Annotated in this window: 8 protein-coding genes; 2 read left to right on the forward strand and 6 right to left on the reverse strand. The window is 33.5% G+C overall.

What is annotated here, in order from left to right; translation table 11 throughout:
- Nucleotides 1-274: 274 nt before the first annotated feature.
- Nucleotides 275-3,190 (forward strand): PEP/pyruvate-binding domain-containing protein, encoded by a 2,916-nt coding sequence (locus ACE939_RS06555; protein WP_378188082.1) that lies wholly within the window; start codon nt 275-277, stop codon nt 3,188-3,190.
- Nucleotides 3,191-3,194: 4 nt separating this feature from the next.
- Entirely contained in the window at nt 3,195-4,448 is a 1,254-nt protein-coding gene (locus tag ACE939_RS06560) for a serine hydrolase (RefSeq protein WP_378188083.1), read from the forward strand.
- 4 nt (nt 4,449-4,452) lie between these two features.
- On the opposite strand, the gene ACE939_RS06565 is transcribed toward ACE939_RS06560, so the two are convergent.
- From ACE939_RS06565 to ACE939_RS06590, 6 genes are all read right to left on the reverse strand, one after another.
- Nucleotides 4,453-7,212, reverse strand: coding sequence for an Npt1/Npt2 family nucleotide transporter (locus ACE939_RS06565; protein WP_378188084.1), 2,760 nt, complete (start codon nt 7,210-7,212; stop codon nt 4,453-4,455).
- Between the two features lie 74 nt (nt 7,213-7,286).
- Nucleotides 7,287-8,210 carry a serine hydrolase gene (locus ACE939_RS06570; protein WP_378188086.1) on the reverse strand — a complete coding sequence of 308 codons (924 nt, stop codon included), beginning with the start codon at nt 8,208-8,210 and terminating at the stop codon, nt 7,287-7,289.
- A gap of 207 nt (nt 8,211-8,417) precedes the next feature.
- Complete coding sequence (gene rpsA / locus ACE939_RS06575; RefSeq protein ID WP_378188087.1) at nt 8,418-10,244, reverse strand: 30S ribosomal protein S1; 1,827 nt, start codon at nt 10,242-10,244, stop codon at nt 8,418-8,420.
- A 169-nt stretch (nt 10,245-10,413) separates the two neighbouring features.
- Nucleotides 10,414-12,465, reverse strand: coding sequence for an OmpA family protein (locus ACE939_RS06580; protein WP_378188088.1), 2,052 nt, complete (start codon nt 12,463-12,465; stop codon nt 10,414-10,416).
- Nucleotides 12,466-12,524: 59 nt separating this feature from the next.
- The gene (locus ACE939_RS06585; RefSeq protein WP_378188090.1) at nt 12,525-13,442 is read right to left on the reverse strand and encodes a type IX secretion system membrane protein PorP/SprF; all 918 of its coding nucleotides are present in this window, start codon (nt 13,440-13,442) and stop codon (nt 12,525-12,527) included.
- Nucleotides 13,443-13,449: 7 nt separating this feature from the next.
- Nucleotides 13,450-16,236, reverse strand: coding sequence for a gliding motility-associated C-terminal domain-containing protein (locus ACE939_RS06590; RefSeq protein WP_378188091.1), 2,787 nt, complete (start codon nt 16,234-16,236; stop codon nt 13,450-13,452).
- Between the last annotated feature and the right edge of the window lie 420 nt (nt 16,237-16,656).

Raw genomic sequence — 16,656 nt, forward strand, 5'->3', positions numbered from 1 at the left:
AGTATTTATAAATGATTGTAGTTTATTTTCAAGGTAATTCTCATAAAATAAATGAGTAACATATTTATATGACAAAAAAGGTTCCTATTTTTAATTGCAAACTTACATCACATAATGTACGATGCTTTGCTCTAGGGCTATTAGCGATAATTTTTTCGACTTTAGCATTTACAGGTTTTGCTGGAGAGTTTGAATACCTCTTTAGGTTTTTTCTTTTCTTATCACTAACCTTATTATTAATTACCATTATTTACAACATATTAAAACGACTATGATGATCAAAAAACAGATGTTAATTACGTTATCTGTATTATTCCTAAATTTTAGTTTTTCCCTACAATCCCAAGATTTACCTACTCAAGAACTAAGTCAACTGATTGAGGATTTGAAAAAAGATCGCAGAGGTCCTTATCACAGAATTAAATGGTTTTGTAAGGACGGTACGATAAGGGAACCCAAAGATCCTTGCCCAGACAGCATTGGGGGCGGTATACAACATGCCAGCTATAAAGAGGTGGTAGAAAAAAATGCTAAAAAGTACCATATTTTCTTTGGTGATATCTTGGCATATACCAGCCATGTGAACTTTTGGGATGCTGCGCATGCACAAAGTAGGTTAAAACAATATCAATTAGGTAAATATTTATCAAGTGTAGATGATGGCTGGATATTGAGACAAGGTAGGTACTATCGAGGAGCTGTACAATCCGAAGATGAAGAAACTTGGGGCATAGACTTTTATAATTGGTTATTAAGTGATTCAGAACGTATCAAAAGTAACTATTACCTCATACGCCAATCGTTGAGAGATATACCTCATAATGGGGATAATAATTTGGCACAACAAATGCGCAGCGAGTCCAAAGTTATCGCAGATCAGTTTCCCGACTTTATGGATTTACGCGTCAAGATTCATGGACAACCCAGTGCAGAGGACATTACTCTAGTAAAGAATTTTAAAGCAAAATACGCTTCAAAATTAACGCCCGAGTTAACAAAAGAATTTACAAAACTAGAAAAAACTCTTCTAGATTTTTATGCTCCTATTGATTTTGATCTATTAAAAAAACAGCTAGAAGAAATTAAAACCAACAATCTAACCAAACAAAAAATCATAACATTTCTAGAGAACTATAGAAATGAAAAACGACCTGAATTGATCGTTCCTGCAATAGCTGATTTACTGTATACCATACGAGAGCATTGTACAGATTTTAAAACAGGTAGAGATCGATTAATTCTTCTAGATTTTTCTAATGAACTTGAAAATATTATCCTTCGTAAATCACAAGAATGGAAACCGGAAACATTACATGGACTTCTTAAAAAGATTTACTCACTCAGTTATGCTGCGGCAGGAACGGGACTTGTAGAATTATGGGAGTGTGAATCTATAAATTCACTAGTAGCAATCTATAATTCTCAAAAAGAATTGACGGTTGCAGAATTAAGTGATTTTTTAGAAACCTCGCGAGGTATTCTTGAATGGAGTGCATCTATGGTAAAAGCTCATTATGAGCACGTCGTAACTATGTATGGAAGTTTTGAGCCTAAATCATTCGGTTTTATTGATGATAGGATCCGATCTTCAATTGCCTTAAGCCTTGGCGAAAGCATAAGTTCATTGGGTAGTTTCTTAGCCAAAAAAACATCATTAACCAATTCGGTACTTACCGTATCTAATCAAAGTAGTTTTAGAGGACTTAACCCTGGATATGCCTATGGAGAATTAGTGATTATCGATGAATCAAATGATATAGAAGTTAACTCTGATAAAATTTATATTTTTCAAAAACCGCCTTCAGATCTAAAACCGGTAGCTGGTATCATGACTGTAGCCGAGGGAAATCTAGTATCTCATGTACAACTATTAGCAAGAAACTTAGGAATACCCAATGCGGCATTATCCGACATAAATCTCAAAGAGCTAAAAGCATACAATGGGAAAAAAGTTTTTTATGCAGTTTCTAATAAAGGGAACGTTATTTTGAAATTGGAAAAAGATATGAGTGCAGAAGAGCTAGCACTTTTCAAAAAGGAAAAAAGAAAAACCGATTTAATAAAAGTTCCAGTAGACCAAATTCAGCTCAATAATTCTGAAGTCCTAAGTATGCGCACTGTAAATGCAAAGGATTCTGGTAAACTTTGTGGTCCCAAAGCAGCCAACTTAGGTCAACTCAAGCAAATGTTTCCTGATCAGGTAGTGGAAGGACTCGTTATACCCTTCGGAATTTTTAAAACGCATATGGATCAAAAAATGCCCAATACAGATGGTACCTATTGGGAGTTTTTAAATGCTATGTTTGCCAAAGCTACTAGTATGCGTACCGATGCCAAAGATGAAAAATTGGTTGAAGAATATCAATTACAACAACTTTCAAAACTAAGACAAGCCATTATAAACATGCCACTTAGTGATTCATTTATCGAGCAATTAAAAAGCCAATTTATTTCAATATTTGGTCAAAAAATTGGATCTGTCCCTGTATTTTTACGTAGTGACACTAATATGGAGGATCTTAAAGAATTTACGGGTGCAGGGCTTAATCTTACACTTTTTAACATTGTCTCTGAAAATACAATTATTGAAGGAATTAAGAAAGTCTGGGCATCACCATACACAGAGCGAAGCTTTAAATGGAGACAAAAGTATTTATCGAATCCAGAAAACGTATATCCCTCTATTCTAATCATACCAAGTGTTGATGTAGATTACTCTGGAGTAATGATCACAAAAGGAATAAATTCTGGTAATGATGAAGATTTGACTATTGCTTTTAGTAAAGGTGCAGGAGGAGCTGTTGATGGACAAGCTGCAGAAACACGTTTGATCACGGCATCAACTACCAAATTATTAGCCCCATCAAGAGAAAAGCACTATATAAGACTTCCAAAAACTGGTGGAACAAAAGAATATTATACAACTTTTGAAACACCAATTGTAAATTCAAAAAATATTGATCAGTTAAGAACCATAGCTACCAAGATAAAGAAAACTATTCCTAAACAAACAGATACTCAATATAAAGGAGCATATGATGTTGAGCTTGGTTTTAAAGATGATAAGTTATGGCTTTTTCAGATTCGTCCGTTTGTAGAAAATAAAAAAGCTTTGAGTTCTTCCTACCTGCTTTCAATTACACCAAAAATTGAATACTCAACCAAATTATCATTAACTACCAAACTATAAAACCATGACACGTTTATTTCAATTATTTATACTAGCAGCAATTTTAATTTCTTTGAGCTTTACCATTCATTATCCTATAGATGGGTATCACAGCACTGGCATAGCAAGACTTTATCGTTTACATAAACAAATTTTGGATAGTGTTGAAAACCGAAGAATACCTGTAGGAGCCTATAAATCTCTGTCAGATATCAAACTTAATTTACTAGGCCGTAGCGATGATAGTACCTCTGTTTTATTAACTCCGAATACGGATTTTGAGAAAAAGATAAATCGATTATTCCCAGGTAGTGGATACTCTGCAACTGTATTGGATATGTCTAATCCAGATAGTTTAAAATATGCAGCTTATCGCGAAAATGTAGGATATCAACCAGGCAGTGTTGGTAAACTTGCTGTTTTAAATGCTTTATTCACACAATTGAGCAAGCTTTGTCCAGAATCTTGGGATGCTCGTACTGCGCTTTTAAAAAATAAAAATGTTACTGCAAGATATTGGGGAACAGGAGATCATCATACCATACCGATATATGATATTGAAAGTGATAAGCTAACAAGAAGAACGGTACGTGCGAGTGATGAGTTTTCACTTTATGAATGGATAGACCATATGGTATCGGTAAGTAATAACGGTGCCGCTAGTATTGTTTGGCGAGAAGCATTGTTGATGTCTGCTTTTGGTGATAAATACGCCACTCTTAAGGATGAAGATGCAGAGAATTATTTTAAAGATATGCCAAGAGATTCTCTCACCACAATGGCTATTAATCTCGTCAATGATCCACTACGCGACTTGGGAATCACAGAGGATGAATGGCGATTGGGAAGTCTATTTACGAGACCTGCAGGAAAATATATTGGTCGTGAGGGTGGTAGCATAGGCACTCCTGTTGGTCTTATGAAATTTTTGGTACAACTTGAACAAGGCAACGTTGTCGATAAAGAATCTAGCCTAGAAATGAAACGATTGCTCTACCTAACTGATCGTAGAATACGATATGCTCATTCGCCTAGATTAGATAGTGCTGCTGTCTATTTTAAGTCTGGAAGTTTTTATAAATGTGATCGGAAAAAAGATCCTAATTGCGGGGATTATGCAGGAAATGTATTTAATTATATGAACTCTGTTATTATTGTAGAACAACCGAATAATAAAAAATACATCGTCTGTTTGATGACCAACGTCTTGAATAAAAACTCGGCGGGGGCTCATATGTACTTGGCTGGCAAAATAGATGAAGCATTAAATGAAATGTAAACCGCTATAAACTCGAGAGGTACGTGATAGTAGACTCGTATGCTTTTTGTACCTCTCTACTTTTTTGTTTTCTATAGGGTTTTAAATATCCTATATAGTTAGGCTCTTTGAGCTGCCTAATCAAATAGAGTGTAGCCAATTTCACTTTTTTTCCACGATTTTTCATCAAATTGCTTAAACAGACAGCTTCAGAAATTATGTGAATACTATTATTAGAATTCAGGTACTCATTACTTTCGATAATATGATATTCGATTAAAGATAGCATCGCATTTTTAAGCTTAGCATGCAATAAATTATCCAAAAATTCTACAGCATTTACCTTGGCCTCTCGTTGCTCACTCATCAAACCAAAATAGGCAACCTCGATATCAGCATGATCGTATTTTAGGCTTAGTAATTTAAAAATACATTGTAAGCCTTGATTTAATTGCACTTGTAAAATTTCAATTAGATGTTCTCTAGCAATATTTTGCTCGGTAAAAGTATCATAATCATTGGATACGTTGTTTGAACTAACTGCATTTTGTAATGTAGCAATAGCACGAATAGTATTTTTATAATACTTACTTTCTTTTAAAATAAAACGTGTTATTTTATTTTGATCAAGTCGCAAACGATTCGGATCTTGTTGTAATCTATTTAATGATTTTGTTGCTTCGAGACGTATTAAAATATCCTTACTGTTTAACAACCGTAGCAACACTTTTATAGAGGACCGTGTTTTAAAAGATTGTACTACCTGTGGAATATATTGTCTTACATTATCCTTTAATCCCTCGCTTTGATCCAATCTTAAAATTGTTTTGGTAATTTCACCTCCGTAGTTTTGTAATGCTTCGATCGCTACTTCATTAAAAACATCCTCGGATAGAAAATCCATCAAGCTAGAAACAAAGCGCTCATCTGATGTTAATCCAGCTGCTCTGATAGCATGTTTCACAATATATGGATCAATATTATAAAGATGCGCTGCAATAAAAGAATAATACTTTGGTAGTCCCGTATACCCAATAGTTATCAAAATTTCTGCAATCTCCTGTTTTCTATGATCACTCTCGGGTAAGCTAAGCTCATTCACTTTGGCCTCTACCCTATCTATCAAATGATATTTATCTGCAATTTTAGGATTATCTACAGACTCCTTTGCAAGGCATAATAATGCAGCATTGGCTATATAGTCACTGGGATGATCTAAATAGCTATGAAATATCTTATCTCCTGTTAAATCTGTATGTAATAAAAGGTATTGCATAGATGCAAAAACTATTTCGTCATTTTGGCTTGTTATCAAACTACGTACCTGAGCAGCCGCCGTACCTCGGTCATATGAGTATAGTTGAGATATCGCTGCAGAGACTACTGCTTCTGAAGGGTGCTTAAGCAACTGAATTATATGTGTCTTTAAAGGTTTTAATCGTACATCATTTAAACGATCCAGTAGATTTAAAATATCTGTATCGCTACCAGTTTTAAATATTCTGATTGCTGTACTAACCGTAGATTCTTTCTTAATACTTTCTTTCTTATTTTCTTCATGAATAAGGGAGTTCTGTATATTAGACCTGAAAGAATTAAAATAAGCTTCTCTTAACTTATAAATCAAAACGATCCATATAAATAGAAATAAAAGTATGATAATCGTAATGTAACTGGTTGGTAAATTTAATTTTCGAATCAAAAAAATAAGTAAAAATCCAGAAATACCTGTAGCTAAACTATCTACTACCACATCTATATAAGATTTTGCCTGATTTTTAATTTGAAAAGGTATTGGAAGTATAGACAACTCTAAAGAAGCTTTATTAATCGACTGTTTAAAACTACCATCCATTCCTTTAATTATGATTAACACCCATAATTCTGGAAAAGTTAGAAACAATAAACATCCCAAAGCAATACCCAAAGGTAGGATTAATAAAGTAGATGTAACTCCAAAAAAAGAAAGTAAGCGATTTGTCAAAAATAATTGAATCAATAAGGCGATGACATTGAACGTAGAAAACCAAAAGCCAAAAAATGACGCTAAATCATCAGAATCAGGAATTGCACTATTTGCAAAATCACTAAACTGAAAATCAACTAATTTGGCTATTATCACACCGACCCCTGTAATTAATGCTAAAAACTTAAGATGGTCAGAGTTTAGTATAATTTTAAATGAAGATGTGTAACTATCAAATTCTTTCACTTTACGTTGTTTACGCTGATAAAGATTAAGCCTTTTTATTCTAAATTTCCAAACGGAATTAAGTATAGGTATGCAACATAATATGAGGATTCCTGCCACACTTATGGCGATTTTATTACCATAAGTAGAAGCAATAATTGTTGTGAGATATCCTCCAAAAATTCCTCCCGCTATTGCACCAGATCCTATAAATCCAAACAATCGTTTTGCTTCACGAACATTAAATACCATATTAGCTAAAATCCAAAATTGAGAAGTTACTAAGACTGCAAACAACGAAACACTCAAATAATAAAAGTATAATATCCCTACATTAAGCACTGCTAGATGTAATAATATACTAAGAATGATAAAAAAGAAACTAAAAACTAATAAAGTAACAACTATCACCCGTTTTAAAGAAAAAAACTGAACAGCTCGATTATAGAAATAAGAACTAATCAGTGCGGTGATGGCAACTAAGATATAACCGTAAGGAAGTTGGTCTGCTCCTAATTTTGATAAGAATAATGCATTAATCGTAGGTTTTACGATTAATAATACGGTGATTACTAAGAAAATATATAACTGCATTAAAAAAGAGATGTATATTTCACCATCTCTTATATCAAAAATTTTTTTAAATACAGCCCTTACCATGTATGCTACTAGTTCAAATTAGTAGCTAAAGAACGTGATTTTTTTAAAACTTTTTCTAAAGGAACTACTAAACTTCTTATAATTTGCTCACCAAAAGAATCTTCTAACAAGGCTACTAGAATATATTTTCTATTAGGACCCCAAACTAATATTGAATCCGAATGGTAGTTTCGCCAAGAACCTGATTTTCTAAAAAGATCTGCTTTTGGAGCAATTCTATCTAGAGTGTTTACAAACTTATGATGCAGAGCAGGATCTTTCATAATATTTAACATTTGCTCAGAACGCTCGGTACTGATCAAATTACCCATGGCTAATTGATAATAAAAACTACATACCTGTCGTGTGGTTGCGGCATGACTAAGTCCCTTTAATGGTTCTGGGTGACGCCTACCTCCTGCAGCATACCGTTTACCAACCCATAGGCCTCCGCCAACTTCCTCATCATAAAATTTATGCTTAGGACCACGCAAAACTGCTTCTATTTTTTCATACCCCAAACGATCAATCATTCTGGTAGAAGCTTGATTGTTTGATTTACTAATCATCAATCGTAAATCTTTGGAGATTTCTGGAGTTTCTTCTAATTCTCCTTTTTCTAGCGCATCCATAGCAGCTAATAAAATAGCAATCTTAGGTAAGCTTGCTGCATACATCATATTGTTATCGTTGAGACCTGCATATCGAATATGCTCAGGATTACTTAAATCAACGATACCAACAGACATTTTTTTTGCATCAACCAAACGTTTCCAATTCTTATTGTTGAATACTTCGGCTTCAAGTAAATATTGTAAGTTATCATCATACAGATCATCAATTGGTTTTACATCTTCCTCACTCACGATAGGAAGTGCTTCTTGACTGTTACCAATTTTTGTAACCAATACCATTACTATCATCAAAACAATACTCCATTTACATTCTCTCATATACTTATTTTTATTTAACTTAAAGATTATTTTACTCATTACAAAATTTGAAAAGTTAAAACACTTTAAATGTGACTAAAAGTATGCCAATAATAGTTAATTATTAAAATAAAACGATTTTTATTTTAATAATTAATATAGAACGATCTAAACTAAAAAATCCCCCTGTAAACAGGAGGATTTTTATTACTATATACGAATAAGAAATTAATTTCCTTTTTCCATTTTAGCTTTCAACTCGGCTAATGCATCAAGATCACCTAACGTTGTCTTTTCTGCAGATCCTGTAGAAGCAGCCTTCTTAGCAGCTTGCTTTACAATCTTAGCTTCTTCTTCTCTAAACATTGCTGTATGCGATGCAACTACTCTTTTGAATTCTTTATTAAATTCAATGATTTGGAATTCTGCTTCCTCACCTTTTTGTAGTTTACTTCCATCTTCTTTCTCTAGATGACGAGAAGGAACAAAAGCAATGATATCTTCGTTAAATTCTATCGTAGCTCCTTTATCTACAATATCAGCAATTGTTGCAGTATGTTTTGTACCTACAGCAAAATCACCTTCATATTTATCCCAAGGATTATCTTCAGTTTGTTTGTGACCTAAACTAAGCTTACGTCCTTCAACATCTAACTCAAGAACTACTACATCTAGTTTATCACCAACATTTGTAAAATCAGATGGATGCTTAATTTTCTTAGTCCAAGAAAGGTCAGAGATATAAATTAAACCATCTATTCCCTCTTCTAATTCAACAAACACACCAAAATTAGTGAAGTTACGTACAATACCTGTATGTTTAGAACCTACTGGGTATTTCGTAGTAATATCAGTCCATGGATCTGGCGTTAATTGCTTAATACCAAGCGACATTTTTCTTTCTTCTCTATCAAGTGTAAGAATTACAGCCTCTACTTCATCACCAACTTTTACAAAGTCTTGTGCAGATCGTAAGTGTGTAGACCATGACATTTCAGAAACGTGAATCAAACCTTCAACACCTTCTTCAACTTCGATAAATGCACCGTAATCTGCGATTACAACTACTTTACCTTTAACTTTGTCACCTACTTTAACTTCTTTATCAAGCGCTTCCCACGGATGCGGCTTTAATTGCTTAAGACCTAGTTGAATACGTGTTTTAGCCTCATCAAAGTCTAAGATAACAACATTCAATTTCTGATCAAGATCCACCATTTCATTTGGATGGTTAATTCTTGACCATGAAAGATCTGTAATATGAATAAGTCCATCAACTCCTCCAAGATCAACAAATACACCATAAGAAGTTACATTCTTAACAGTACCTTCTAATACTTGACCTTTTTCTAATTGACCGATGATCTCTTTCTTCTGCTCTTCAATATCAGCTTCGATAAGTGCTTTATGAGAAACAACTACGTTTTTAAATTCGTGATTAATTTTAACCACTTTAAATTCCATAGTCTTACCAACATACGCATCATAATCGCGGATTGGTTTTACATCAATTTGAGATCCTGGTAAGAAAGCTTCAATACCAAAAACATCAACGATCATTCCTCCTTTGGTTCTGCATTTTACAAAACCATTAACGATCTCACCTGTATCATGTGCGTTATTAACACGATCCCAAGCTTTAATCACTCTAGCTTTACGGTGAGATAAAATTAATTGACCTGTAGCGTCTTCTCTAACATCAATTAATACCTCAACCTTATCACCTTCTTTAAGGTCTGGGTTGTAACGAAATTCGTTTAATGAGATTACACCTTCACTTTTAGCATTAATATCGATAATAGCATCACGATCTGTAAGATTAATTACAGTTCCCATTACTACTTCATCATTTAATGTATCAACGAAGTTGTCTGCAACTAGCTTTTCAAACTCTACAAGTTTTGAATCCTCGATAGGATCAATTCCTTCTTCGTAGTTGTGCCAGTTAAATTCTTTTAAAAATTGCTCAGGATTCTCTTGTTGTGGAGATGTAGACTTAGCTGCCTTTGGAGCCTCTACTTCCTGAACGTCTGTGTTTTTTGTTTCTTCAGACATTGAAGATAAAATTTGTATTCTGTATCTATTTGAGAATCAAAACGAAAACTTTTACAGAAGCGTTAGTTGTAAATAAAAAACCCTTTTCAATTCTCTTACTCGCTAAAAAGGAGTGCAAAATTACAATTTAAAATAATATTAAACAAGCAATTACCTTCAATACCTAAGGCTAAAACTTAATTATCTCAAATTCGCTTCTTCGATTGGTTTGATGTTCTTCTTCACTACAGATTTTTTCTTCGCAGTTTATTAATGGTTGAGACTCTCCAAAGCCTTGAAACTGCATACGTCTTGCGTTCACATAACCAATAAGAGCTAAATAATTACGCGTTGATTCCGCACGTTTCTCTGATAACACTTGGTTATAGTTTGCAGTCCCCCGACTGTCGGTATGCGCGCTAATTTTGATATATACCGTTTTATATTTATCTAATTTTAAAGCAAATTCATCTAAAACTTTTTTGGAGTCGGCTCGAATATTCCATTTATCATAATCGAAATATATGGGTGGTAATTCAAAAAATAATTTGCCATTTTTTTCAATGACAGGAGGCCCTTCGCTATCTGCTAATAATTGTGCTTTAAGCTGCTTGGCTGTTATTGATGGAGAATTTGGTTGAAAAGTGGCCCCATCGACTACAAGTGGTTTTTCTTTATCACTTGACGTGCTTAGAGAATCGGTGGTCTTACTTTTTTCGAGATAAAGAATGATCGTTTGATCTTCTTTTTCTAGAATTTTAATAGGCTTGGAACGTGTTTCATAACCCACAGCACTAGCTGTTAACTCAAAATTTCCTGGTAAGGTGGTTAAACTAAAGGAAGCAATTGAATCAAACCGATTTGAATAAAGTAAACTTTGTTCTGAATTCTTAAGGTTAACTTCTGCATTTGCTACATACTTTTCTGTATTAAAATCACGAACTTCAAAATGCGTGACATATTCACGTATAAAAATTTCGCCAATTTGACTAAACTCATAAATATCATCACCTCCTTTTTTTCGGTTTGAGGCAAAAAAACCATCAGTTTCATTATAATAATTTATTGAAAAATCATCGTACCTAGAGTTTATTGGAGCTCCCAGATTAACGGGTTGCTTATATCCACTATCACTAAACTCTGAAACGAATAAATCAAGCATACCTAAGCCCAAATGACCATTTGATGCAAAAAATAGGTGATCATCTTTGGATACAAAAGGAAATTGTTCGCGATGTTCGGTATTGATTACAGACCCCATATTTACAGGATCCCCATAAATACCTGCATTATCAATTGTCATATAATAAATATCAAAATCTCCATAGCCACCAGGCATATTTGATGAGAAATATAATTTAGTTCCGTCAGAATTAAGAGCGGGATGCTCTATACTGTACGCTACGTTATTAAACGATAACTTTTCTGGAACCGTCCATTTCCCATCGATTTTGGTAGCTTTATATAATTGAATAGCATTTTCATTTAAACTATCAAATTTCTTTTTGCCTTTATCATAATTACTCCGTGACAGGTATAAGGTAGTTTGATCTTGGGTAAAACAAAAATTACCTTCATGTAACTTTCCATTAATTTTCCCCTCAATTTCTTCGCTTTTACCCAAAGGTTGATTATTAACATCAACAGCAATTTTTCTGATATCCAAAAATGGGCGATGTGTCCACTTGTACTGTTTATCTGTAACTCCATTTGGATATTGATCTGTAGTAAAATAGATTAAACTATCAATTTTAACTGCACCAAACTCAGATGCAGTAGAATTAAAACTTCCTTCTTTAATCGTATAATTATCTTCCTTTAATTTAAAAGTCTCTATCGTACGAATTGCATCTCCAGAATCAAAACTAGAATTACCTTTATTTTCATTAAATAATTTCAAAAAAGTTACCGCCTTATCATAATCCCCCAATGCAGAGAGAACTTGATACATCATAAAATTAAACTTATTGCCATAGCTTTTATCTTTGGCATAAAATTTACCCCCCGTTAGTATTTTTAGATAACGATAAGCTGATTTAAATTGAAAGGTATTATAATACGATTCTGAGATTTTCAAAAGCACAGGTTTTGAATATCCTTCTTCATTTAAAATTTCTTCATATGATAAGGCAGCATTCAAAAAATCTCCTTTTTCAAAAAATCTATCGGCTCTGCTTTTTTTCTGACCACTCACCGTTAAAACTCCTAAAAAAAGTATTATAGTAATTAAAAATTTTTTCATTAACATATTCTTATTAAATTCTTCATTCCTACCAGTATTCGTTTATCGTATTTAGAATATTAGAAAAATCGAGGCGAAGTATATTTATTTGTAAACTTTAATAAATCAAAGTTGTAAAGTAAGATTATCTCGTGACTTCCATTGTTATATCCACTCAACTCGCTTATACTAAAATCATAAGCATAACCAATTTTTAGATTTTGAGTTACTTGAAAACCAGCCAAAGCAACAACTGCATCTTGATATCTATAAGAAACTCCTAGTTCAAAGCGATTATAAATTAAAGAATTTAAAGAAATATCAAAAGTCAAAGGAGAATCCACAACTTGCTTTATTACTATCGATGGTTTTAGTCGGACATCATCTACAAAATCAAAGATATAACCCGCAATTCCATACAAATGTGTTTTACTTTGTGAAACACTTACATCTCCTATTTCAACATTGTTGGGTAGAAGGTTTGGTGACGAAATACCTGCATAGAAATTTCTTGAGAACAAAAATAATCCTGCACCGACTGTTAATTCTAATTGAGAGCTATTATCTGTAAAAGCAGGGTCATCGGCTACATTAGACTCTGAAGGGTTTATACTAAAATTACTTATTCCTGTTTTAAGACCATATGATAATTTGAAATCATCAGAAATACTCGTGATATATGCAAAGTCAATATTGAATAAATGGGTTTGCACAGGTATTGCATCACCAATTCTATCATTTATATAATTAACACTAAGCTCTATATTTTCTCGTATAGGAATGTGAGCAAACAGATTTCCTGTTTGTGGCGAACCCTCGACACCCGTCCATTGTTTTCTGAACAGCAAACCCGTGGAAATAACTCCAGGCAAATTAGTAGCATATCCAGGATTAACTGTACTCATATTATACATATACTGTGAATACTGCGGATCTTGTTGGGCAAAAATTACGGTGTAACTCGCCCATATTATACTAAGAAGTAAAAATTTTTTCATGTATGAATTATCTGCTTAAGAAAAAACTACCTTGAATTGGTAAATTATTATCAAAATTAGGATTGAAGATGTAAAAATAGGTTCCCGAAGGTAGGTCATCTCCTAAGCGAATAGACACGTTACTTTCTCCGCGAAACTCTTCGGTGTTACGATTCCCCTCGAAAACTAGACTTCCGTACCGATTAAAAATTTGTAAATCAAAATCTGGAAAGGCTATCGGAATATTATATACTTCTTCGATAAAAAGGGCAAAACTATCGTTTTGAATATCACCATTGGGAGATACACCGTCCTGAAATTCGAGGGTACATAATTCGCCGTTTGAAAAGCGTTCTCCTGTATTAAGAATTGTTATAGGAACAGCCAAGCGTTCTGATTCACAATTATCTGTGTCCACAGAAGCAATATAATACACTTGATTATCAAAAAGCAGCGGATTATCTACTATAGGTGTATTACTATCTAAAGATGCATACCAATTATAATTAAGAACATCAACCTCTATATCGTCTAATCGCTTTGCATCAAGAATACAGAATTCTTGCTCTGGAACCACAGGAATTGGCAAATCAACAATCTGCACAGACACAATAAGGGTTGATCGGTCACAAGGAGCTGTATTGGGTATGCTGTATTCAAAATTGTAAATTTGATTTGTAAGAGTTTCAAAAATTAGTACTCCGTCTGCAGTAAGCGCTTTAGTATCCTCTATATCTGTAAAAACACCAGTCCGAGGTGTATTGCGATCTAATAAAGAATATAGATTAACGCTTCCGTCCAACTTACAAAATGTTTCACTACGATCGTTACCTATAGATATCGGTTCGGCTATCGTAACAGTAACGAAAGCCTGATCGCTATCACGACATCCATTATTACCAGGTACAGTATAAATATAAGTACCTGGCCCAAGAATTGGCAAGGTTACATCATTGGTGTCAAAAACTCCTAGATGATCATTGGACCTATATCCAAAGGGACCAATCCAAATTCCTGTAGGATCTGGTGTTCCACCTAGTTGGTCAAACAAAGTTATGGTAAGCTCATTTGAACATAACTGTACAGAGTTATCTTCACCTGCATCTGCTTCTTTGAAAATTGTAAATGTTAACTCAGCACTATCCAAACATCCCGCTCCGCTAGCAGTATTATGTGTAAAGGTGAAGGTTTGATCAAACGTAATTGTTGGAAGCGTAAAAGGATTTTGAATTATTGCTCCATTCGAATCCGTCCAGGTTCCTGTAAGAGAAACAGTATTTACACCATTAGTTTTTAGCAATGCTCTCAAATCAACCTGATCTAATGATTCACATAAAAAAACATTATCAGTTTCTTCTCCTGGGTAATCATAAGGTAGTATTTCTATAGATACTCTAGCTGTTAATGCATCACAAGGACTATTGCATGATTGTATACCAAAAGGATCACAATAAAAATCAGTAATACTATCGCTACAATTGATAGCTGGACTTACTCCATATTCGAATGTATATATTCCAGGTGTGGCATATGATGTATTAATACTACCTAGGTGAGAATATAGGCTATTTAAATCACCCAAATCGTTTATTAATTCTTCTAACCCTAAATCATTTGTTGATCCACCTGGTCCACTCAACAGTCTCCAATTGGTAGCGTTATCAGAATCATAGATAAAGTCAACTCCATTTTCAGTTGTGAAATCAATTAAATCAAATAAATTAAAGTTTCCAGGGGATATATTTGCACAAATTTGAGGTATAGCAGCCGTTTGTGTAAAAGGTCTTAATTGTTCATAAAAAGTAAAAGAAATAGTACTGGAATCATCAGAACAAACTCCTGATCGTTGGTTTACAAAGTACTCAAATTCGAATGTTTTACAACCAAAACGTACATTAGCTCCATTCTCAATAACAAAATCATTATATATGGTTCTCAAATTAATTATTGAATCTTGTTCGTCCTCTATTTGTCCTGTTACATCATTATTGACTAACCAAATACCATTATCACTATCTTCACCCGTTAAATAATGATCATCTCTAAGATTGATATCAGCATCATATACTCCTGCAATCATATCATCTTCACATATTTGTATTTCTTCGGCAATACCAGAAAAAACCTGTCTTACTATCGCTATTCTTACTGTTGTCTCCATAGCTACAGCACAGGGACTTAAGCCAGGGACTTCGTATGTAAATTCAAATACTTCCTGATCTGGCGTTGGATCTCCTTTTTGATAAGGAATTTTTGCATCAAAGTAAGATCCATTAAGACTAATCATATTCACACTTGAGCCATTATATGTCCAAGTCCCATTACGATGTGGCGGTGGGTTCCTACTATCATAAACAAATGCAGAAAACAGATCAAAGTTTTGAGAATCGCACCCTTGGGCATTAACATTGAATTCTACCGATCTAGGTAAAGCTACTCCAGAAAAAGGTCCCAAAATTATACGTCCTGTGATTACAGGATCTGTACCACAACTAGGACTATTTAATTGAAAACTATATTCGTCTACAGAACTCGCTTCTGTAGAATTAGGTAAGTTCCACAAAGAAAGATTACCAGTTGATTCATCTAATGACGTAGCATATTTTGGATGAATTTCCCAAGTTCCGTCAGATGGTGTAAATCCCATTTCATCGTAGAGATTAATTATACCATCAGCAACCGAGTCTCCGTCAAAATCAATAGTTTGCATAGCACAAAACTCTAAGGTACGCAGCGGTTGATTACATTGAGCTTGTAACTTCAAAAATGTAAAAGGAAAAAGAACAACAAATAAAAAAAGGTAATTGTATTTCACAGAGAAGGTTTAAACCACAAAAGTATAAAAAAATCTTAAAAAAAATGCTTGAACATGTTAAATAGTAAGGATTTAGCGTTCACATACATCTATTTTTACTCAGATTATCCATTGTTTTTGAATCTTTATCCTAAAAAATATTAAGTAATCAAATTATGGTTTAGGTGTTTATTTTATTAAAATCAAAGGCTAAAGTTTTGTTTACTGTTTAAATTACAGTGAGATAGTCCACTTTTCCAGAGTGCTACTTAATTTAACATAAAGAAATTTACAATACCTTAAAAATAAATAATTGCAATAACAACACTACTATATTACAAATCATTTTTAAGCTATATAATTCTTAAATAAAACTTCAATTTTCACTCCTTACAACAAAATATCTATATTTTACGTTGTATTCTATATAAAGTAAAGATA

The sequence above is a fragment of the Aquimarina rhodophyticola genome, assembly GCF_042434915.1.
Taxonomy (GTDB): domain Bacteria; phylum Bacteroidota; class Bacteroidia; order Flavobacteriales; family Flavobacteriaceae; genus Aquimarina.

Bases quoted from the DNA above. Each gene is read 5' to 3' on its own strand.
- ACE939_RS06555 (WP_378188082.1), top strand. From the start codon at position 275: ATGATCAAAAAACAGATGTTAATTACGTTATCTGTATTATTCCTAAAT.
- ACE939_RS06560 (WP_378188083.1), top strand. From the start codon at position 3,195: ATGACACGTTTATTTCAATTATTTATACTAGCAGCAATTTTAATTTCT.
- ACE939_RS06565 (WP_378188084.1), bottom strand. From the start codon at position 7,212: ATGCAGTTATATATTTTCTTAGTAATCACCGTATTATTAATCGTAAAA.
- ACE939_RS06570 (WP_378188086.1), bottom strand. From the start codon at position 8,210: ATGAGAGAATGTAAATGGAGTATTGTTTTGATGATAGTAATGGTATTG.
- rpsA (WP_378188087.1), bottom strand. From the start codon at position 10,244: ATGTCTGAAGAAACAAAAAACACAGACGTTCAGGAAGTAGAGGCTCCA.
- ACE939_RS06580 (WP_378188088.1), bottom strand. From the start codon at position 12,465: ATGAAAAAATTTTTAATTACTATAATACTTTTTTTAGGAGTTTTAACG.
- ACE939_RS06585 (WP_378188090.1), bottom strand. From the start codon at position 13,442: ATGAAAAAATTTTTACTTCTTAGTATAATATGGGCGAGTTACACCGTA.